Source organism: Wolbachia endosymbiont of Anopheles demeilloni (assembly GCF_018491735.2).
Lineage (GTDB): Bacteria > Pseudomonadota > Alphaproteobacteria > Rickettsiales > Anaplasmataceae > Wolbachia.
Window position 1 is genome coordinate 320,281 of sequence record NZ_CP084694.1, and the last position, 19,355, is coordinate 339,635.

The following is a 19,355-nucleotide window of genomic DNA, read 5'->3' on the forward strand; positions in this document are numbered from 1 at the left end:
TATGAGTGAATTTCAAGGAGTAAATTCTGTTAAAAAAACTATCACTCTAACTGCAAATGCAGTAGAGAGGGTAAGGTTTTTATTGGACAAAAAGAAGCATGCTAACCTTGAAGAAGCAATAGGAATAAGAGTTCTAATTAAGCAAAAAGGATGCTCTGGTTTAAAATATGATATTGAATATGCATATGATGTTCGTCCTTTGGAGTCGGTAATTGAAGAAAGCTGCAGTGATAATCAAAAAGTCAAGGTGCTGATCGATCCAAAATCTATCATGTTTATCCTTGGCTCTGAAATGGATTATGTAGAGGAAAAATTCTCATCAGGTTTTATTTTCAAAAATCCTAATGAGAAAGGAAAATGTGGTTGTGGAGAGAGTTTTCATGTCTAGCAACCATTTCACATTATTTGGAATTGAACTGGCTTTTAACATCAGCTTTGATGAGCTGGAGAAAAAATATATTGAGCTAAGCAAAACTGATATAAATGAAAAAGAGTCCAAAAATATGGAAAATATCAACAAAGCTTATCAGGTACTGAAGTCACCACTAAAGCGTGCCGAACATTTGTTGGATCTTTTTGACGTACAAAGCAAAAAAGAGCATCTTGATCCTGAAATATTAAATGAATCAATGGAAATAAGAGAATACTTTCTAGACTGCGATGATTTACAATTTGCAAGTAGGATGATTGATGAAAAGGTAAAAGATTGTACTAAAAACCTAATTAATGCTTTTGCTACAAAAAATTTTGATGAAGCTGCTACGCAAGTTTTTAGATTGAGATATTTATATAAGTCATTTGAGGAGATGAAGGAAAATGCGGCCAGTTCAAATTTCTGAACCAAGTTCAAATGAGGTAGTTTTTGGTATAGATCTTGGAACTACTAACTCTTTAATTGCCATGGTAAATAAAGCTGGCAATGTAGAAATATTTAAAGATGAGCAAGGTCGTGAACTATTACCTTCTGTCATTTCATATGAAAAGGATGTACTAAAAGTAGGCTACGATGTTGGCGAAAACGCTATCTGCTCTATAAAACGCTTAATGGGTAAAAGTGTTAAAGACTTGCATAAAGAAGGTATCAATTGTGAAATAGATAACGAAAGTGAAAAAGTTATTAGGGTAAAATGCTCAGAAGAAAAGTATCTCACTCCTATTGAGATCTCTGCTGAGATACTAAAAACTCTATGCAAGAGGGTAAAAAAATTCACAGGGATGAAAGTTAACAAAGCAGTGATTACTGTACCAGCTTATTTTGATGATTCAGCACGTAACGCAACCAAATATGCAGCAAAATTAGCTGGCATAGATGTTCTTCGCCTCATTAATGAACCAACCGCTGCAGCACTTTCTTACTCCATTGAAAAGAACAATAACAGTGGCATATATGCGGTTTATGACCTCGGTGGTGGAACATTTGACATTTCAATATTAAAATTACATAAAGGAGTGTTTCAAGTTCTTGCAGTTGGTGGTGATACTAAACTTGGTGGTGATGATTTTGATCATCTACTTAGTTTAATCGTGCTTGAAAAGTATAGAGAACAGGTAGGTTTAAATAAAAAATGCTCTAGTTTCATCCCAGTGCTCCGACACTGGGATCCAGAAAGTTTGATTGCAAGTGAACACACCAGAAAGTTATATAATAAGAACTGGATTCCAGTGTCAAGCACTGGAATGACACCATCTGATACAACTAACTACAAATTACAACATTCATACACTAAAACTGGTATCTGCAATATACGTGCTATAAAAGAGTACCTAAGTGAAGATACCTCTGGCACTTTTGAATTCAGCATCAATAGTGAATTATTTAAGTGCAAAATTACCAAAGAAGAATTCGAGCAAGCAATCAGTCCTTTGGTTAATAAGACTATAAATATAGTTACTCGTACTATAAGCAACATAGATCTTAAAATCGATGATATAAAAGGGGTAATTTTAGTTGGTGGCGCAACTAGAGTGCCATTAGTGCAAAATTCACTAATCAAACTCTTTGGCAATAAAGTGCTGAATGATGTGGATCCGGACAAAGCAGTTGCCAATGGGGCAGCTTTGCAGGCTCATTATTTAACTTCAAACTCAAAAGATAGGAATATTCTCCTTGATGTGCTGCCTTTATCACTTGGCATAGAAACTATGGGGGGAATAGTTGAAAAAATTATACCAAGAAATACACCACTACCAGTTTCAGAAATAAAAGAGTTTACAACTTACGCTAACGGGCAAACAGCAATGAAAATTCACGTTTGTCAAGGAGAACGTGAAATGATAAAAGATAATAAATCTCTAGCACGATTTGAACTCAAAGGTATACCACAATTGCCTGCAGGTTCTGCAAAAGTTGAAATAGGATTTACAGTTAGCATTGATGGAATATTGACTGTCACTGCAAGAGAAAAAACTACTGGAGTAGAACAGACAGTTGAAATAAATTCAAGCTCTGGCTTAAGTGAAGAAGATATTCAAGATATGGTCAATCAGTCAGTAAGTAATTTTGATGAAGACATGAAGGCTCGTTCCCTTGCAGAGGCTAAAATTAACGGTAACAAGCTCATACATCTAGTTGAAAATGTTTCCACTGAGCAAAAGTTAAAAATTTTACTACAGAACGCAAAAGACGCTTTACAGGAAAATGACTTAGACAACATTAATAATGCTATCTCTGAGTTAGAAAACTCTGCTTTAGAATTATGCGAATCAGCAGACAGATAGAATTCATAAAACTTTGTGAAGTACCCTGTCAAATCTCAGAGCAATAGGTAACCTAAAATCAAACGGCAACCAATCAACTTTGCCTAATTTAAACGATAAACCAACCATGCTTACGCGCCCAACTATATTTTCAGTTGGTATTAACCCAATTTCAGAAAACCTGCTATCAAAAGAATTATTTCTATTGTCTCCCATAACAAAAAATTGATCATCAGGCACATAATAAACTGGAGTATTGTATGATAACTTATTAGAAAGATTATCTATTAGAATTTCATGCTCCTTGCCGCTTGAGAGTGTTTCGATGTATCTTGCTATATTACGCTTTGACTCATAATCAAAAAAATTTTCAATTTGTCTTCGCTTTACTTTCTGATCATTTAAATATAACTCCCCCTCTATCATTTGCACTTTATCGCCCGGTATTCCTATTAACCGCTTAACAAATCTAATGCTGTCATTTCTTGTAGGCTTGAAAACTATTATATCACCACGCTCCGGAGGGGTATAAAAGATTCTACCGCTAAAGATGTTTGGAGAAAATGGAAAAGAGTGTTTACTATAACCATATGAATATTTACTAGTAAAAATATAATCTCCCTCAAGTAGAGTGCTTTTCATTGAACCAGAAGGAATATGAAATGGCTCAAATAAAAAACTACGTATTGATAGCGCAATTAGTAGCAAAAAAAACAGTGAAGATAAAAATTTTCTCGTTCTTGTTATCCGGTTCTCTCTTAATTCTTTCAATTTTATTTTCTTTATAAATTTAAGCTTATCATAACACATAAAAGTGGTAATGTGAAATTTTACTCATGGGTGTTATTGCTCTTTTTCGAAAATCGAAATAAGCTCTCAAGTAATTGACAGTGATTGATAACCAATAGACATCATTTGCTATGCAATATTGTATAAATCACAATGCTAGTTTTACTAAAATTATACTATTTTAGATATAATTATAATATTTAAACTTAAGGTATAGGGATGAACCCTACAATTAAAAAGGTTTTTTGTATTCTACTTATAGTATTATTTATTTCTTTTTCTCATGTTGGAAGTGCTGCTAACTCTAATGACGATACAACTGCTCAAGTAATATGTAATATTATTGGCTACGTTTGGGGAATAGGTGGACCGCTTATGACCATAGTGATAATAGGAGCAGCTTTACTTGCAATATTTGGTAGAATGCCGTGGTCTGCTCTTTTCGCCCTCGTTGTATTTTGCGCTGTGTTTTTTGGCGCTAAAACTATTGTCATAAAAGTAATGGGTGGTATAAACTCTACAAATGCCTCTTTTATGCAAGAATATGGAACGGGAGATAAAAAAAAGAGTCAATAGGACTATTTCTTTCTAAAGCAGACTTGGTGCACAGTTTCAACTATATCTTCCACTTGTGGTAATGCTTTCTTTTCTAGGTTTGCAGCATAAGGTAAGGGGACATCCTTGCCGGTTACCCGTACAACCGGAGCGTCAAGGTAGTCAAATCCTTGTTCCATAACCATGGCTGAGAGTTCTGCTCCTATTCCTGCAAATGGCCAACCCTCTTCTATGCTTACTAATCTATTCGTCTTCTTAATAGAGTTAATAACTGTTTCAGTGTCAAGTGGTCTTAAGGTTCTGAGGTCGATAACTTCAGCTTCTATTCCTTCACTAGAGAGTAAATCTGCTGCATTTAACGCATCCATTAGTTTCAATGAAAAAGCAGTGATAGTTACATCCTTTCCTTCCCGTATAATAGCGGCTTTGCCTATCTCAAGTAGATAATCTTTATTTGATAGCTCAGAATCAGAAATCTCATGTTCATGCCCATAAGCGATCTCGTTTTCTAGAAATATTACTGGATTAGGATCACGAATTGCAGCTTTAAGCAGACCTCTGCAATCAGAGGCAAAGTAAGGTGCTATTACTTTCAGACCTGGAACATGCGAATACCAAGATGCAAAGCACTGAGAATGTTGTGCGGCAACTCTTGCTGCAGCTCCATTTGGTCCACGAAACACTATAGGGCACCCAAGTTGTCCACCTGACATATAATTTGTTTTTGTTGCGGAATTCACAATTTGGTCAATAGCTTGCATAGAAAAATTAAAAGTCATAAACTCAACAATAGGTTTGAGCCCAGCAAACGCTGCTCCAACAGCAAGACCAGCAAATCCATGTTCGGTAATAGGTGTATCAACTACCCTATTTTCTCCGAACTCTTTCAGTAATCCTTTTGTTACTTTATAAGCACCATCATACTCTGCAACTTCTTCACCCATGATAAATACATCAGGGTCATTTTGCATTTCTTCTCTGATTGCTGTGCATAACGCTTCTCTTACACTTAAGCTTGCCATTTGTAAATCTGTAAATTTCAACTGAAATAACTATATCAAAATTATCAGGAAGCGCACAAGTTAAGTTTTACAAGCATCATGTTGCATTGAGCATTCAATACTTACTTCTTTTAATTCAGTAGGTTGCGGTGATAGTGCGTATGTAACTCCACCGACTATCAATGAAGACATCACAGAAGTTGCAATCATCAATAGAATTGGTAATTGGAAGGCTATACTAAAGGCAACACCTACTGTCAACATGATTGCAAAGTTTACAGAAGCAATTTTTAAGAAAGATAGTTGTCCTTTTTCTGTTTTTTCTAGTAATACTTTATTTGCTTTGGTTTTGCTTAATTCACTATTAAGTGTTGTATTCTCGTTTTCCATATCTTTTATTTTTTGCTTTAGTGATTGATTCTCTTCACTGAGCTTATCAAGTACTTCTGACCGAGTCTCATGTCCAGCTACGTCACTCTTTAATTTTTCTAGTTCTTTCTCAACATGTTTTAATTCTTTACCTGGCTTTTCTAACTTCCGAATTTATCTATCTTGCAAATGAATTTGAGGTTGCAGACTTTCTAAAATTTGGTCATTAACTTCATTAGCTGCTCCGTCGTTATTTATTTCAGAGCAGCAGTTGTGTTAAAAGTCAATAGAAAAAATGAAAGAATTTCACCTAGTGGGCTGATGTATATTTATTTCAAAATTTGTGAAATGATTTATTGTATAAGAGAGGCTAAATGTTACTAAAATCACTAAAACAACTATTTAATAAACCAAAGATTAAAAGCTCTGCATGGGATGCAGCAAGATCAGGAAGAAGATTGATGTATTGGCAGCCAGAGAGAGGCAGTATAAATAGTTTATTTTTTCATAGCCAGGAACACTTACGCAGCAGATCTCGTGACATGGTGAGAAAAAATCCATATGCAACAAATATTATTGATACAATAGTTAGCAACTGTGTTGGTACGGGAATAAAACCGCAATCAAAGGCAAAAGATGCTGAATTTAGAAAAAAAAGTCCAGGAATTATGGCTTAATTGGACAGATGAAGCAGACAGCAGCGGAACAAGTGATTTTTATGGTCTGCAAGCTTTAGTATGTCGCAGCATGATAGAGGGAGGGGAATGTTTTGTAAGGCTGCGAAATCGTAAACCTGAGGATGATTTTTCTGTCCCTCTGCAACTTCAAGTGTTGGAATCAGAGCATTTAGATAATAAGACCAATCAAACTTTAGTAAATGGTAATATTATTTGTAGTGGCATTGAATTTAACAGACTTGGGCAGAGAGAAGCTTATTATCTTTTTAGAGAGCACCCAGGTGAAGGCTCGTTTGGAGAATCTATCAGAGTACCTGTAAGTGAAGTTTTACATATTTATAAACCCTTAAGACCTGGGCAAATAAGGGGAGAACCTTGGCTTTCTAATGTACTTTTAAAACTCTATGAACTTGATCAATATGATGATGCAGAATTAGTCCGGAAAAAAACTGCGGAAATGTTTGCAGGATTCATAACAAGACTTGATCCTGAAGCAAATATTTTAGGTGAGGCGCAAGCAAATGAGCATGGAGTAGCATTATCAGGACTTGAGCCAGGCACTATGCAATTGCTTGATCCAGGTGAAGATATTAAATTTTTAGAGCCATCAGATGTTGGAGAAAGTTATGAAGCATTCATGAGACAGTAGCTGAGGGCAATAGCAATAGGCATGGAAATAACATATGAGCAGCTTACTGGAGATTTGACCAATGTAAATTACTCATCAATTAGAGCAGGATTAATAGAGTTTAGAATAAGATGTACAATGCTACAACACAATATTATAGTATTTCAGTTTTGTAGGCCAGTATGGAATATATGGATTGAACTTGCTACCATATCTGAAAAACTTCCTACAACAGCAAAAGAAACGGTGAAAGAGGTAAAATGGATACCACAGGGATTTGATTGGGTTGACCCGCTTAAAGATCAGCAAGCGCAGCGAATGGCAGTAAGAAATGGATTCAAAAGTAGATCTGAAGTAGTGTCAGAACTTGGTTATGATGTTGAAGAAATTGATCAAGAGATTGCCGAAGATCAAAAGCGTGCTGACAGTTTTAACCTAGTATTTGAGTCAGATTCGCTTTTACAAACAAATTTAATTATATAGCTATGGATAAGTACTTATAATTTATGTGGGCGTACTTATCCACAGCTACGTTAACTCTAGGTAGAAGTAGACTTTTGGCTATATTCCTCAATGAACGTTCTACCATCTCTTACCAAAGAGTTAGCAAGTAAAAGTAACTTTCTCATAGCAGCAGTGGAAGCAATTTTATATGGTTTTTTATGTTGATTGTATAATCTAGTAAAGAAATTTTTTATATAAGAATTCCACTTTTGTGCACTAAGAATACACATATATAAAACTGTTCTAACCTGTGACCTACCTCCATGAATACGTCTTTTTCCTTTACTAAAACCGCTGTCTCTGTTGAAAGGTGCAAGTCCTGCAAGACTAGATATTTGTTTCTTTTGAAGGGTTCTAAGTTCTGGCAAATAGCAAATCAAAGTAATAGCTGTGATTTTGCTTATATCTGGTATACTAGTTAATGATATATATTTTCTTTTATAATCTTGGCTTTGATCAATGAACGTCATCATCTCATCTTCTAAGGTTTGAATTTGATTTTGTAAAACGGCAAGTAGCTCTTCTATTTGTCTGATTGTGGATGTATCAGTTATCTGATAAGCTTGAGTTTTTTGTATCTTTACTATTTCCACTAATTGATTTCTACGAGATAATTTTTGTTTCAAGTAATTAATATTACTAACTTTTAGAGGAGTAACGCGCATATCTGTGTTATTAATATAACGTGAGATGATACTACAGTCTATTTTATCAGTTTTTGTAGTAATACCAAGGCTTTTAGCATAATCTCTAATCCATCTAGGTTGAATGATATACACTTCAAAACCATTACCTAGTAAAGCGTAAGTACATAATCTTTCATATCCACCAGTTGCTTCACACCCAACTTTGGTTACATTATGTAGAAACAAAAAGTCAAGTATTTTGTCAATAGCTTGTATATTATTTTCAAATGTTTTATAATGTCCAAGTGGGTGAATGTGAATATCTAGTTTAGTTTTGCTAACGTCAACGCCAGCAATTATACTTAATGAGCTCATAATTCCTCCGTGAATGTGAATAAATAATACATACTGCATTTTCCACTCTTATATACGAGCCTAAAAGCTCAATCAGTTGTTCGGAACTTTCAGTATATCAATTAGGGAAGAGAACCTTGCTGCTCGACGGTCCTTATGACCAAGAAGTAGTACGGTTCCTCTTCTCTATATGTCATTATATTACTATTCTTTAACAAAGACTTGTTTTTAACATATAAGGAGTAGTAGAACTTTTAATAGAAGAAGGTGCTGATACAGATGTAAGTTTCTACTCTGAGGTTACTTTCTTAGAATATTGTGTTTCCGAAAGAGTGGAAATGGTAGAAACCTTAATAGCACTTGAAACTAGATTAGATTACTTTGAGAACAGAGAAGAGTTGTATAATCTCATACAAAGTAGGTTATCTCACGATCTTGCGCAACAAATGTTAGAATATCGTAGTAGGTGTATAGATGAACTAGAAAGAATGAAAGAAAAAAAAGATTAATAAAAGTTGTACATTGTATGATATTCTGAAAAGTAAGGAAGCTAATAAATTAGCATCTTACGTACGAGACAGAAATATGAGAGAAAAGTTAGAAAAAGCTAAAAGTGAATTTCCCATCTTTGCTGAACGAATAGAAAGTCAATATTAAAAAGGGAAAGGAAGACTTGATTTACTAGAACAAGGTTCGAGTAATTTACGCAAGATATTTCCACCAAAAGCTTTTCTTTATAATATTCTGAATAACGTTCTGACAAGTAAGGAGTCCAATAAATTAGCATCTTCTCTACGAGAGAAAGATATGGAAAACAAGTTAGAAGAAGCTAAAAGTGAATTTCTTATCCTTGCTTACCTAATAGAGAGTAAAAATAAATCAGTGATAGAAATACTGGATTTGTTGGAACAAGTTTCTGATAATTTACCAGTGTTAGTTCCAGAGGAAGTTTCTCTACAAGTCTTTAAACTTCTAAACAACGTAGATATAAAAAGGTTTAATGAAGCAGTCAATGGTATTGAAAAGTGGATAGGAACATCATTTTCAATGCATAGAGGTAAGCAAAGTAGTGAGTGTTTTTCCGCCTCCAATATTAAAGAACCTAATACCGAGGTGAGAGAGGTAAATATTGAAAGTAAAAACAGGACAGTAATAGGTGAACGAACTTGAGATACAAACTAATATTCATGAGAAATAACAGAAAATTAACATCGTTTCTGGAGGATTTATCTTTCAATCTAAGAATGTGTAATAGACACAACTTAATCTAACAAGTAAGTTATAAGAACCTCTATTAATCACACGTATATTTATTACAATTTTAGACAAAGAAGATAATAATAATCCTAATCTACTTGTAAGAAACTAGCAAGAAACCCAAAATGCTCCAATAGAAACACCAAATGCTTCAAATGACCTCTTTTGAGCTAAAATAAAGCCAAGTAATACTGAAGAAGAAAAATTCATCATACTCCAAAATCATAAGCATAGTAGTAGATTTTTTAAAAACTATCTTGAGATATTAACTTAATAACCCCAGTTATGGATTAGAAAACAGATAAAAGTAGAATTAATAAAGAAGGAAATAGGGTAAACTCGAGTATTTTAGCAATAATTAAGAGGTTACCCATGAAAAAAGATATTACAGAACTTTACTGTTTCATAGAAGATTTTTGTTGCATTGCTATGAAAAAATTTCAGGAAAGCTCCTATCAAGTGGGAAAAACTCAACAAGAATACCTTAAATTATAGCTTTTCTTATAATAGTCCGAATGCGATAAGATATGTATTGATGGCTATAGCAGGCCAGTAGCATATTACGATCTGTTCGGATTATTGTAAAAAGAGCTATAAATGATTTATTTGGCTGGGTAAAAAGCTCTGTAAGTGGATTGTTAAGTTCTAAACCTGAGAGCACTCCAAGTCCAATCTCACAAGTAAATGCAAAAATGGATGTAAATGGTACGATAATGTTACTTGACATGCTCATTAGAAAAGTTACAGGTCAAAAGTATGTTTCTACAGTAGATCAGTCTATATCTCCACTAGAAGCACAGGGATATGCACGCAATATTAAAAAGGGATTTGAGAAAGTAGTAGAGCAAGCTGGATTAAAAAGTGGTGTATCAATGCACCGGTTAAATATTGATTATATGGGAATGCAAAAAGAGATTACTAGAAAAGTCATGAGTGGTAGATTTAATGAGATTTTAGGGATTTTAAGCTCATATGTAGAGAAAGCGTTCCCTGGTAGAGGAGCTGGCAAGTTAAGTCCAAAAAAGTTTGACAAGTTTATGGTAGAGTTTAATAAGGGGCTGCTAAATCAATCAATAGAGCAGATATTACACAACGGAGATAGTAGATTAGAAGTTGATGGTGCAAAGGAAATGAGTTTAGAGCCTCAAGGTTATTTAAGTAATGTTTCAGTTCAAGGTCATTTGACTCAGGCTAAGAGAGGGTATATTTAATTTCTTAACTTTTTGATTTCGTCCAGAGAGAGGCCAGTGATTTCAGCGATAACATCAATAGATACACCGGCCTTGAGTGAATTTTTTGCAACTTCGATTTTACCTTCAATTTTACCTTTTTGATGGCCGATGTGGATGCCTTCTTGTCTACCTTTTTCTTGACCAACTTTAAGACCCTCATCAAATTTTTGAGCTAAAGCAGCTACCTCATTCATTATACGTTTTTTCATTTGTTCATATGCTAGTAACTCTTCTTTTGACCAATTAAACTTATTCATCTCTTCATAAGCTCGTTTTATTATTACGTCACTACCAACTATCTTATCTAGATCCTCTTCCCTTGTTTCTGCTGCATATCGGAAAAAATAACACCATTTTTCTACTATATTTTCTAGTTGGTCTTCTTTTGTCTTTGTAAATTTAGGTAGTTCTATGAATACGAAGTAAAAATCCTTTAAGTCATGTTCAAAGCTATTTTGATCTAAAATGACATGATTAGATTTGTACTCAGTCTTATCTGAAAAAATAATACAATCAGCAACAGCTATGAAGATAATTTCCTTGAGATTATGATAATTATCACCTTGATCAGCTTGACTTGAGTAGGCTTTAGCAGCATAATATTGAGCACGTTTTTCGAAGCCTTTGGTCTTAGTGAACTGCATTTCTATAATATATCTGGAACCTTGAGAGTCTTTACAAAGAACATCAACAATACTCTGCTTTTTAGCGGCAATTTTAGGGTCCAAAATGGTAGCTAAGAATTCAAACCGTGAATAGCAGCTAAACCAGTAAAACCTAAAATATCGTTCAAGAAATGAATGAGAATATCTTTGTTTTTCTCAGTGCCAAGTATTCTTTTAAAAGAATAATCATTGCGTGCGTCAAGAAACTTCGAAAGATCCATGAGAAAGTAAGATAAAAAGCATTAATAATTATACACAATTATGAAGAAATATTCAACTAAAATTCAAACATAGAAAGAAGCATCCCTCTTGTATATCTTTATTTGATAGTATTAACCTGTATAATATTTATGGCAAATATCTCGATAAGGTACAAAATAGCACAAAAAGTAAGGAGCTGGAGGTTAAAGAGAAAATATACTCTGAAAGACTTAGTAGACAAAACAAGCATAAACTACCACACGCTGCTAAAATGTATTAAACAAGATTTAATCTTACACTTTAAAAAAGTAAGTTATAAAATAATAAAAGAAAGGAGTGTTAGAAATGAATACAATACAAACAAAAATATTAAAACCAAAACTAGGTTTATTAGAGCTAGCAAAACAGGTTGTTGAGAGATCTTTTGCTTGGTTGCAAAAATGTAGGCGACTTTGGAAAAATTGCGAGCGGAAACTCAACACTAGCCTGCAAATGGTCGTTCTTGCTTTCGCTGCTTTCCTCCTCAAAAGATTATGAACAGGTTCTAATACCTTTCTTGCATTTTTATCAATCCAAGATCAAATAAGTATCTTGCTGCTTTAATGTGATTTTGACTTGGATTAACCCAAGAACTATTTGAACTTAAAAGATCAGCAATTCGCTCGTGAAAGGATTTTAAGACCATAAGATTGTTCCATATGTTTCTTCAGGTCCTCTCTTTCTTTTTTATTGAGCGGATGCTCTGAATAATAAATTTCCCCACTTGATTTGAAAGAAAATGTTACCTTTTTGTTTTGGAACATTACTTTAGCTGATTGAATAGATTGTAGTATGTTGCCAATAGATGGCTTTAAAATATGTAACTCTGGTGCAATAGGATCATACGGCTTTACACTCAAAGTAAAATATGTATTACTATTTTTAAAATAATCTGACTTAAAATTTAACTCAAATATACAAATATTAGGGTAAGAACCCTCTATAAATGCTTGAAGAAATTTATGCACTTGTAGTGGAAAGTTCTTATCCTGTATATTTACAAAAGTACATTCGCAGTCAAAATACCCACTTACAATGCTATTTCCACAGCTTTATTAGTATTTTTAGCACAGAGATTAACCTCAGTACCATCAAGAGAGAAATCTAAAATCATCCACTCAGGTTTATGACCATAAACAACCTTGTTTGAATTAAGTAGTAAATCTATGTCACTTCCTCGGCGTACAAAAATATATATCCGATCTTGGTGATGGAAAAAACCCTGCAATTGGTTTTCAAACTTCGGTATCTGCTCTACAGCTTCTTGTGACATAAATCCCTTGAATGAATTGTTTATTTGTCTTGGTGATTTCTGTAGAGCAAATGATACGAAACCTTTCTTTTGCACTTTATCAAAGTGATAAACAGATTTTAGAAGTTTGCAATTTATGTGAAACAGTAAAAACAACAAGGATCTTTTATCATACTTAGTATTATTTTTTATCAGGTACGATCTCATTAACTCTTGAGTGAGGGCAAATTTTGCTACTTCACTGACTGTAGCTTCAAGCTTTGTACGATCAAAGTAGCTAATGAGATAATAGTTAAAAAGAGAGTCAGAGTAACTAGTAAGTATCTTGCGTTTTTGTTGAGTGGATCTATCATCATAACCTCCATCTTGAAAAAATTGTCCATTTAAATGACTTTTAAAGCAATGCTGAAAAATGATGCTCAGTTGTTTACCAAAAAGGGAATCTAACCAAGATTGACATATCTTAAAATCCTGAAAGCGATCTAGTAAAAGGTTAACCGGAACTTCTAAATCACTTTCCCAGAATTCGTAACTTGGATGAATATTCATAACAGATTAAATAAGCTATATTATACATAATATGACAATTCAAGAAAAGATTTTTTGGACATAATTTTTTCAAATCTTGTATATTTAATTAAGGAGAATTTGTGTGAACTAGATAGCTTTCTTAAATAAGGTGTGCGTTGATTTAGTTTAATAGAAGTCTCCTAACCTTATAAAAAAACTCACAGGAAGAAAAACATGCAAAAAGGGGAATTAACTATTAATTGCCGTTATGAACCTCACAGATTGGCGAGTACATATTTGGCAAATGCTTATGAACAATTATTGAAATGTAAAACAGAGGAGGTAGAAGAAAATGACAATCGTAAGCTTGTATGCAAGAGTTTCATCAAGACAACAGGCACAGGAGAATACAATAGAGAGTCAGATTGTAGAGTTGGAGCGTCGCATTAGTAGTGATGGACATGAGTTATTAGATGAGCATAAGTTTGTCGATAATGGTTATAGTGGATCAAATTTAGAACGTCCTGGCTTAGAAAATTTACGTGATAGATTCGCAGAAGGTAAGATTGATAAGATATATATTCATTCACCTGATCGGCTATCACGTAAATTTTCATATCAAATGATCTTACTCGAAGAGTTTAAAAAGGCTGGATCTGAAATAGTATTTTTGAATCATAAGTTTGATGATAATCCAGATTCCCATTTATTTCTACAGATTCAGGAAGCAATAGCAGAGTATGAACGTGCAAAGATTATGGAACGAAACCGTAGAGGTAAATTTCATGCGGCCAAAGCTGGGTGTATAAGTGTGATGGGTAGGGCGCCTTACGGTTATCGCTACATAGCAAAACATGTAGGTGAAGGAAGTGCTCAATTTGAGGTTGATGAAGAAGAGGCAAATATAGTGCGTAAAATATTTAGTCGGGTTGGCCAAGAAAGAGCAAGTATAAGAGAAGTTGTACATGAACTGAATAAGATACCGGTAATAACACGAACAGGAAAAAGGTATTGGAAAAGGGAGAACTATTTGGAACATGTTAAGAAATCCTGCTTATATAGGAAAAGCAGCTTATGGTAAAACTAGGACATGCTCAAAACCACAAGTAAAAAAGTCAAAAAAAGGAACTTGTGGTAAATTTAAAAGTGGTCGCTTTAATAGTGATAAAGAGAATTGGACTTATATTCCAGTACCAAAAATAATCAATGAAAATTTATTTGATTCAGTGCAAACACAATTAGCTGAAAATAGACAAATAGCAAGAGTACGGCAAAGAAGAGAAACATATTTATTACAAGGTTTAATGATATGCCAACGTTGTCAATATACTTATTGTGGTACAAACCACGTTCATAAAAAGTCGACATATTATTACTATCGTTGCTCTGGTACAAACTCTAGCAAATTCAATGGCAATAAAATCTGCGATAATAAATCAATACGCACTGATGTATTAGATGGAGTTATATGGGAAGAAGTAAAGAGTATCTTGAAAGAGCCAGATAGGATTGCAAATGAATATCAACGTAGATTGTCAGAGAACAAAAAACCTCTACATGATCAAATACGTGAAAAGCAAGAAAATAAGTTAAGATTAAGTATCAAAAAATTTATTGATAGCTATGCTAAAGGGTTTATAAGCCAAGAAGAATTTGAGCCAAGAATTACAACAATGAAACAGTATTTGAAAGAAATTGAGGAGGAAAAAGAAAAAGTACTTGATCAAGAGAAATTACAAGAAGAATTGAGCCTTGTTACAGATAGCTTAAAAAACTTTTCCTCAAGTGTTGAATCAAAGCTTGATCAAGTAGATTGGCAGACTAAGCAAAATATTATTAGAATGTTAATTCATCAAATTGAAATCAACCATAACCACTTGTATATAGTATTTCGAATAAAAAGTCTTGCAAATTTTGATCAAAATAGCCATAATAGAATTATGCAATGTTGTACTAGCAGTCAATATTGTTGGACTGCCAGATAAAACTGTTGCAGAATCCAGAAGACTGATCAAGTAATAAGAACTAGTCACGCGCTGGCTCTCTTAAATTACTTTAGCTATAAGTGTTAAGAAATTTATCAATCAAAAAAAAGGCAAAAGAATCCACATGGTGCTAATTTTATTACTGTAATTGATAATGTGCTAACGCTTAAAATAAGCGCAATCTGGCCGAATATAGAAAAAATAAAAAAGGCATGCAGCCGCCATAATTTCGCCAATAAATACAAGATTTGTCAAGAAGCTTCTATTAAATGAAAGTTATGAAAAAAATCTATTGCAAGTCTTTTAATATTCTGTTAAGAGCTGGAACAAATAAAAATTATTATGTTTGGATTAGAGAATAAGAAACTTCTGATTACTGGTGCATCAGGTGGAATAGGCCAGGCAATTGTAGAAATTATGCATAAGGCCAGAGCAACTTTATGTATTTCTAGTACAAAAAAAGAAGTACTCGAAGAAGTTGCTAAAAAATATGAAAAAAACATTCACGTACTTCCTTGCGACTTATCAAATCCTGAAGAGATAAATCAACTAATAAATAAAGCAAGTGAGTTGATGAAAGGCTTTGATGGACTCATATGCAATGCAGGCATTACACAAGACAGCTTATTGTTGAGAATGACAGATGAAGCATGGCAAAAGGTAATTGATATTAATTTGAACTCTATATTTAAACTAAATAGGGAAGCATGCAGGAAATTAATTAAAAACAACTGGGGAAGAATTATAAATATTTCCTCAATAGTAGGTTTAACAGGCAATGCCGGGCAGGCAAATTATGCAGCTTCTAAAGCTGGAATAATAGCTATGAGTAAATCTATAGCAAAAGAAGTTGCAAGTCGTGGTGTAACAGTAAATTGTATTGCTCCTGGGTTTATAGATACTAAAATGACTGAAGTTTTAAATGAGGGGCAAAAGGAAAAAATATTAGATAACATCCCAATGAAAAGAATGGGAACAGGGAAAGAAATAGCAGCAGGAGTCCTGTTTTTAGCAAGTGATGAAGCAAAATATATAACGGGACATGTGCTTAACATCAATGGTGGGCTATTTATGTAGCAACACTTATATTTATGGACAAATTATAAGTTTTACTCTAAAATAAGAATATGTGTAGGTTTGCATTAGTTTATTACTTGGAGGCAAAAGAATGAGCTATATAATAAAAAAAATTTTTGATGCTTTATGTATAGTATTGTTTCTATCTTTTTCAGATTACGCAAATGCTGCTAATGATATAGATGATACAACTGCCCAAGTAATATGCAATATTATTGGTTATATTTGGGGAATAGGTGGACCGCTTATGACCGTAGTGATAATAGGTGCAGCTTTGCTTGCAATATTTGGCAGAATGCCATGGCCAGCTCTCTTTGCCTTAGGTATATTTTGTGGTGTATTTTTTGGCGCCAAAACGATTATAATGAAAATTATACCCGTTATGAATTCTGAAGTAGAAGGCATGTTGAAGAAGTGTGGAACAAAACAACCCTAAAAATAAGTGTGTTTTTGTGTGTATTGTTCCTTCATATCCTCAATTTGCAGCAAGCAAGAGCTATCTTTCGGTAAAGTTTTAATAGCTAACTCAGCATACTTCATAAATTTCTCTAAATTACCTTTAATACAAGCCTTTTTCGTCAAAGCAAAATAATACATTGCCATATCAGCGCTACGTTTATATGCAATACTTAAATACTTCCAGACAAAGGCGTTATTTGTTTCTACGTTTGCAACCTGCTCTAGGTAAAAAATTGCCTTCTCTATTTCACCGTGTAATAATAAAGTATGAGATAACGCAAGTTTCACTAAATAGTTATTCTTCTCAGATAAATATCTAAGTGATTCTTCATACATTTTTATTGCTTCACTTAAATTTCCAGCTTTGTATAACATCTCCGCTTTTAATTCATATAAATAAGGATCATTGCGTGACTCTTGAATCAATGAATTAACTTTAGTAATAGCCTCTTCTATCTTTCCTTGCCTACAGTGAATTACAGCATTTACATACTTAGAACTACCTTCATATTTATTAGATAACACATGAATAGGAGCAAAGAAAGAGTCTAGCTTTGCAACCATATGCTCAAACTTCAGCAATTTATCTGCAAGGATTGGTTTTATATTGTTTTTAACCTTATAATTCTGTACAGCAAATATACGCTTATCACTAAGTGGGTGAGTGCGGAAATACTCTTCAGTGTTTTCATGCTCAATACTCTTAAAATAGTCAAAAATCTCTTTCATACCCAAATTATCATAGCCAGATTCATCTAGGTATCTTAAAGCATAGCTATCTGCTACACTCTCTTGCTCTTGAGAATAGTTAAAAAACAACCTTGAACTAAGCGTTACACCACTAAGCAAGATTGCACTCGCAACCTGAGGGTTAATGACAATACTAGAAACTAATCCTACCATATAACTAACCATTGCTATTGATTGAAAATAACCTACATCACTACTCATTTGTAATACATGACCAGCAGATATATGAGCAATTTCATGTGCTAATATACCAAGTAAGACATAAGGTTCAGTCGAATATTGTAAAAGCCCTAAATGAATGAAAATGCTATTATTATTAATTACAAAAGCATTAATCGATCTATCATCAACTATAAAAACTTTTATTTTATCATTATCAATACCTGCAGCAGAAAATAAAGGTTGCGCTAGATCCTTCACTACCGCTTCCATTTCACTATCTCTAATAATACTAACAGAGTAAGCGCTATTACAGTATACGAAAAAAAATAGTAAAACAAAAAGCTTAGACATGGAAGTTCCTTGTTTGTATAACTTTTAGGAATTTTACATTTTAACTATACGAATTTATAAACGCTAGTTTAAATTTTGAACGTAACTGATAAGTTTATCAATGGTAGTTAACTTAATTTTGTGTTGTTCAGCAAATTCAAGCAATCGGGGTAAGCGCATCATAGAGCCATCATCATTCACTAATTCACACCCTACAGCCGCATGACTAGATCCAACCAATTTTGCTATCTCAACACTTGCCTCAGTATGACCGTTGCGTGCTAAAACCCCACCCTCACTTGCAATAATAGGAAAAACATGACCAGGAGTAATAATATCATCCTTAGTACTTTTTTTATCAATAGCGGTAAGTATCGTATGCGTTCTATCATGAGCAGAAACACCCGTTGTAATACCATAACGAGCATCGACTGACGTAGTAAATGCAGTGTGAGGAATAAGTGCTTCATCTACATTACTTCTCTTCATAAATTCAAGGTTAAGTTTATTCATGTAAAACTTTGTCATAGCTAAAAACACAATACCAGTGCCATACCTAACCATAAAAGCAATATGTTCTGGTTTCACCTTTTCAGCTAAAATAACCAAATCACCTTCATTCTCTCTGTTTTCATCGTCAACTAAAATGAATAATTTACCAGAACTAGCATCCCTCAATACATCTTCCACAGAAGAAATACCGGGTAGACTAATTGAAGGATAAGTTACTTGTACCATGATTTACTTAAACTCAATCTTAACTATTTTATACAATTTCTCTCCATTTGGCACTATCACTTCCACATACTCACCAACTTTTTTGCCAATTAAAGCACTACCGAGTGGTGAATCCGTAGAGATCAACTGCTTTGAAGCATCAGCTTCATATCCACCTACAATCTTATAAACATATTCAATTTCACTGTTATCATCATTTAACATACTTACCGTAACAGTTGCACCAAACATTACTGTATCACCAGACAAATTTTTTACTTCTATCACTTCTGCATGTGAAAGTTTACTTTCTACCTCAATTATACGGCCTTCAATAAAACTTAATCTCTCCCGTGCTGCATGATATTCTGCATTTTCGGATAAATCGCCTTGATCACGAGCATCAGAAATAGCCTGTATGATAGAAGGTTTTTCTTCCTTTAATTTCTCAAGTTCGACTTGCATACTCTCAAAACCTTCCCTTGTAATAGGAAACTTATTAACAATGGATGAAGTCAT

Annotated in this window: 20 protein-coding genes and 5 pseudogenes; 15 read left to right on the forward strand and 10 right to left on the reverse strand. The window is 33.7% G+C overall.

The features are described 5' to 3' along the window. The first annotated feature begins 1 nt into the window (after position 1). From JSQ73_RS01715 to JSQ73_RS01725, 3 genes are read left to right on the forward strand one after another with little or no spacing between them, the layout of a single operon-like run. Positions 2-388, forward strand: coding sequence for a HesB/IscA family protein (locus JSQ73_RS01715; RefSeq protein ID WP_214250192.1), 387 nt, complete (start codon positions 2-4; stop codon positions 386-388). After that, the gene (locus JSQ73_RS01720; RefSeq protein ID WP_214250193.1) at positions 381-839 is read left to right on the forward strand and encodes an iron-sulfur cluster co-chaperone HscB C-terminal domain-containing protein; all 459 of its coding nucleotides are present in this window, start codon (positions 381-383) and stop codon (positions 837-839) included. The genes JSQ73_RS01715 and JSQ73_RS01720 overlap by 8 nt, the downstream gene beginning before the upstream one ends. Next, positions 817-2,718: an Hsp70 family protein gene (locus JSQ73_RS01725; protein WP_214250194.1), complete on the forward strand. Its 1,902-nt coding sequence runs from the start codon at positions 817-819 to the stop codon at positions 2,716-2,718. The genes JSQ73_RS01720 and JSQ73_RS01725 overlap by 23 nt, the downstream gene beginning before the upstream one ends. A gap of 3 nt (positions 2,719-2,721) precedes the next feature. On the opposite strand, the gene lepB is transcribed toward JSQ73_RS01725, so the two are convergent. Further along, positions 2,722-3,507, reverse strand: coding sequence for a signal peptidase I (lepB, locus tag JSQ73_RS01730; RefSeq protein WP_214250195.1), 786 nt, complete (start codon positions 3,505-3,507; stop codon positions 2,722-2,724). A 198-nt stretch (positions 3,508-3,705) separates the two neighbouring features. Here lepB and JSQ73_RS01735 point away from each other — a divergent pair, with 198 nt between their 5' ends. Then, complete coding sequence (locus JSQ73_RS01735; RefSeq protein ID WP_214250196.1) at positions 3,706-4,062, forward strand: TrbC/VirB2 family protein; 357 nt, start codon at positions 3,706-3,708, stop codon at positions 4,060-4,062. Between the two features lie 2 nt (positions 4,063-4,064). Here JSQ73_RS01735 and JSQ73_RS01740 read toward each other — a convergent pair whose 3' ends face one another. Together JSQ73_RS01740 and JSQ73_RS01745 are read right to left on the reverse strand one after the other, a co-directional pair. Next, complete coding sequence (locus JSQ73_RS01740; protein ID WP_214250197.1) at positions 4,065-5,063, reverse strand: pyruvate dehydrogenase complex E1 component subunit beta; 999 nt, start codon at positions 5,061-5,063, stop codon at positions 4,065-4,067. 60 nt (positions 5,064-5,123) lie between these two features. After that, entirely contained in the window at positions 5,124-5,432 is a 309-nt protein-coding gene (locus JSQ73_RS01745; protein ID WP_234301842.1) for a hypothetical protein, read from the reverse strand. A gap of 353 nt (positions 5,433-5,785) precedes the next feature. Here JSQ73_RS01745 and JSQ73_RS01750 point away from each other — a divergent pair. Next, positions 5,786-7,199 (forward strand): annotated as a pseudogene (locus JSQ73_RS01750) (phage portal protein). A gap of 56 nt (positions 7,200-7,255) precedes the next feature. On the opposite strand, the gene JSQ73_RS01755 reads toward JSQ73_RS01750, so the two are convergent. Further along, positions 7,256-8,221, reverse strand: coding sequence for an IS110 family RNA-guided transposase (locus JSQ73_RS01755; RefSeq protein WP_214250201.1), 966 nt, complete (start codon positions 8,219-8,221; stop codon positions 7,256-7,258). Between the two features lie 317 nt (positions 8,222-8,538). Here JSQ73_RS01755 and JSQ73_RS01760 point away from each other — a divergent pair, with 317 nt between their 5' ends. From JSQ73_RS01760 to JSQ73_RS01770, 4 genes and pseudogenes are all read left to right on the forward strand, one after another. After that, on the forward strand, positions 8,539-8,709 hold the full coding sequence (locus JSQ73_RS01760; RefSeq protein ID WP_214250199.1) for a hypothetical protein: 171 nt from the start codon (positions 8,539-8,541) through the stop codon (positions 8,707-8,709). Between the two features lie 298 nt (positions 8,710-9,007). Beyond that, a complete protein-coding gene (locus JSQ73_RS01765) occupies positions 9,008-9,370 on the forward strand; it encodes a hypothetical protein (protein WP_214250200.1) in 363 nt (120 codons plus the stop codon). A 459-nt stretch (positions 9,371-9,829) separates the two neighbouring features. Continuing rightward, positions 9,830-9,942: pseudogene (locus JSQ73_RS06910) on the forward strand (IS982 family transposase); the annotation flags it as partial. 150 nt (positions 9,943-10,092) lie between these two features. Continuing rightward, positions 10,093-10,668, forward strand: a complete 576-nt coding sequence (locus tag JSQ73_RS01770) for a latrotoxin-related protein (RefSeq protein ID WP_234301844.1) — start codon at positions 10,093-10,095, stop codon at positions 10,666-10,668. Here JSQ73_RS01770 and JSQ73_RS01775 read toward each other — a convergent pair. Continuing rightward, positions 10,665-11,575, reverse strand: a pseudogene (locus tag JSQ73_RS01775) (Rpn family recombination-promoting nuclease/putative transposase). The gene JSQ73_RS01770 and the pseudogene JSQ73_RS01775 sit on opposite strands and share 4 nt — an antisense overlap. Before the next feature lie 129 nt (positions 11,576-11,704). Between JSQ73_RS01775 and JSQ73_RS01780 the strand changes: the two are divergent. Together JSQ73_RS01780 and JSQ73_RS01785 are read left to right on the forward strand one after the other, a co-directional pair. After that, a pseudogene (locus JSQ73_RS01780) lies at positions 11,705-11,821 on the forward strand (XRE family transcriptional regulator); the annotation flags it as partial. 142 nt (positions 11,822-11,963) lie between these two features. Further along, a pseudogene (locus JSQ73_RS01785) lies at positions 11,964-12,092 on the forward strand (IS5/IS1182 family transposase); the annotation flags it as partial. 113 nt (positions 12,093-12,205) lie between these two features. On the opposite strand, the gene JSQ73_RS01790 reads toward JSQ73_RS01785, so the two are convergent. Both JSQ73_RS01790 and JSQ73_RS01795 read right to left on the reverse strand, forming a co-directional pair. Beyond that, a complete protein-coding gene (locus JSQ73_RS01790; RefSeq protein ID WP_234301845.1) occupies positions 12,206-12,562 on the reverse strand; it encodes a hypothetical protein in 357 nt (118 codons plus the stop codon). 62 nt (positions 12,563-12,624) lie between these two features. After that, a complete protein-coding gene (locus tag JSQ73_RS01795; protein WP_234301846.1) occupies positions 12,625-13,395 on the reverse strand; it encodes a hypothetical protein in 771 nt (256 codons plus the stop codon). A gap of 313 nt (positions 13,396-13,708) precedes the next feature. On the opposite strand from JSQ73_RS01795, the gene JSQ73_RS01800 reads away from it, so the two are divergent. The 4 genes from JSQ73_RS01800 to JSQ73_RS01815 all read left to right on the forward strand — a co-directional run bounded on the left by JSQ73_RS01800 (position 13,709) and on the right by JSQ73_RS01815 (position 16,854). Next, positions 13,709-14,437: a recombinase family protein gene (locus JSQ73_RS01800; RefSeq protein ID WP_214249415.1), complete on the forward strand. Its 729-nt coding sequence runs from the start codon at positions 13,709-13,711 to the stop codon at positions 14,435-14,437. Further along, complete coding sequence (locus JSQ73_RS01805) at positions 14,394-15,341, forward strand: recombinase zinc beta ribbon domain-containing protein (RefSeq protein WP_214249416.1); 948 nt, start codon at positions 14,394-14,396, stop codon at positions 15,339-15,341. Before JSQ73_RS01800 ends, JSQ73_RS01805 begins: the two co-directional genes overlap by 44 nt. Before the next feature lie 342 nt (positions 15,342-15,683). After that, positions 15,684-16,418 (forward strand): 3-oxoacyl-[acyl-carrier-protein] reductase, encoded by a 735-nt coding sequence (gene fabG / locus JSQ73_RS01810; RefSeq protein ID WP_214250042.1) that lies wholly within the window; start codon positions 15,684-15,686, stop codon positions 16,416-16,418. A 91-nt stretch (positions 16,419-16,509) separates the two neighbouring features. After that, the gene (locus JSQ73_RS01815) at positions 16,510-16,854 is read left to right on the forward strand and encodes a TrbC/VirB2 family protein (protein WP_214250041.1); all 345 of its coding nucleotides are present in this window, start codon (positions 16,510-16,512) and stop codon (positions 16,852-16,854) included. Here the strand turns inward: JSQ73_RS01815 and JSQ73_RS01820 are convergent. The 3 genes from JSQ73_RS01820 to greA all read right to left on the reverse strand — a co-directional run bounded on the left by JSQ73_RS01820 (position 16,851) and on the right by greA (position 19,355). Continuing rightward, entirely contained in the window at positions 16,851-18,140 is a 1,290-nt protein-coding gene (locus JSQ73_RS01820) for a M48 family metalloprotease (RefSeq protein ID WP_214250040.1), read from the reverse strand. The two genes, JSQ73_RS01815 and JSQ73_RS01820, sit on opposite strands and share 4 nt — an antisense overlap. Positions 18,141-18,203: 63 nt before the next feature. Continuing rightward, positions 18,204-18,857, reverse strand: a complete 654-nt coding sequence (gene ribB, locus JSQ73_RS01825; RefSeq protein ID WP_214250039.1) for a 3,4-dihydroxy-2-butanone-4-phosphate synthase — start codon at positions 18,855-18,857, stop codon at positions 18,204-18,206. Between the two features lie 3 nt (positions 18,858-18,860). Then, positions 18,861-19,355 (reverse strand): transcription elongation factor GreA, encoded by a 495-nt coding sequence (gene greA, locus JSQ73_RS01830; RefSeq protein WP_006012293.1) that lies wholly within the window; start codon positions 19,353-19,355, stop codon positions 18,861-18,863.

What these genes read in the sequence shown, in the direction of transcription:
- JSQ73_RS01815 (WP_214250041.1), top strand. Translation starts at nt 16,510, where the DNA reads ATGAGCTATATAATAAAAAAAATTTTTGATGCTTTATGTATAGTATTG.
- greA (WP_006012293.1), bottom strand. Translation starts at nt 19,355, where the DNA reads ATGACTTCATCCATTGTTAATAAGTTTCCTATTACAAGGGAAGGTTTT.
- lepB (WP_214250195.1), bottom strand. Translation starts at nt 3,507, where the DNA reads ATGTGTTATGATAAGCTTAAATTTATAAAGAAAATAAAATTGAAAGAA.
- JSQ73_RS01820 (WP_214250040.1), bottom strand. Translation starts at nt 18,140, where the DNA reads ATGTCTAAGCTTTTTGTTTTACTATTTTTTTTCGTATACTGTAATAGC.
- JSQ73_RS01740 (WP_214250197.1), bottom strand. Translation starts at nt 5,063, where the DNA reads ATGGCAAGCTTAAGTGTAAGAGAAGCGTTATGCACAGCAATCAGAGAA.
- JSQ73_RS01760 (WP_214250199.1), top strand. Translation starts at nt 8,539, where the DNA reads ATGGTAGAAACCTTAATAGCACTTGAAACTAGATTAGATTACTTTGAG.
- JSQ73_RS01795 (WP_234301846.1), bottom strand. Translation starts at nt 13,395, where the DNA reads ATGAATATTCATCCAAGTTACGAATTCTGGGAAAGTGATTTAGAAGTT.
- JSQ73_RS01725 (WP_214250194.1), top strand. Translation starts at nt 817, where the DNA reads ATGCGGCCAGTTCAAATTTCTGAACCAAGTTCAAATGAGGTAGTTTTT.
- JSQ73_RS01800 (WP_214249415.1), top strand. Translation starts at nt 13,709, where the DNA reads ATGACAATCGTAAGCTTGTATGCAAGAGTTTCATCAAGACAACAGGCA.
- JSQ73_RS01715 (WP_214250192.1), top strand. Translation starts at nt 2, where the DNA reads ATGAGTGAATTTCAAGGAGTAAATTCTGTTAAAAAAACTATCACTCTA.
- JSQ73_RS01735 (WP_214250196.1), top strand. Translation starts at nt 3,706, where the DNA reads ATGAACCCTACAATTAAAAAGGTTTTTTGTATTCTACTTATAGTATTA.
- JSQ73_RS01745 (WP_234301842.1), bottom strand. Translation starts at nt 5,432, where the DNA reads ATGGAAAACGAGAATACAACACTTAATAGTGAATTAAGCAAAACCAAA.
- JSQ73_RS01755 (WP_214250201.1), bottom strand. Translation starts at nt 8,221, where the DNA reads ATGAGCTCATTAAGTATAATTGCTGGCGTTGACGTTAGCAAAACTAAA.
- JSQ73_RS01805 (WP_214249416.1), top strand. Translation starts at nt 14,394, where the DNA reads ATGTTAAGAAATCCTGCTTATATAGGAAAAGCAGCTTATGGTAAAACT.
- JSQ73_RS01720 (WP_214250193.1), top strand. Translation starts at nt 381, where the DNA reads ATGTCTAGCAACCATTTCACATTATTTGGAATTGAACTGGCTTTTAAC.
- fabG (WP_214250042.1), top strand. Translation starts at nt 15,684, where the DNA reads ATGTTTGGATTAGAGAATAAGAAACTTCTGATTACTGGTGCATCAGGT.
- ribB (WP_214250039.1), bottom strand. Translation starts at nt 18,857, where the DNA reads ATGGTACAAGTAACTTATCCTTCAATTAGTCTACCCGGTATTTCTTCT.
- JSQ73_RS01765 (WP_214250200.1), top strand. Translation starts at nt 9,008, where the DNA reads ATGGAAAACAAGTTAGAAGAAGCTAAAAGTGAATTTCTTATCCTTGCT.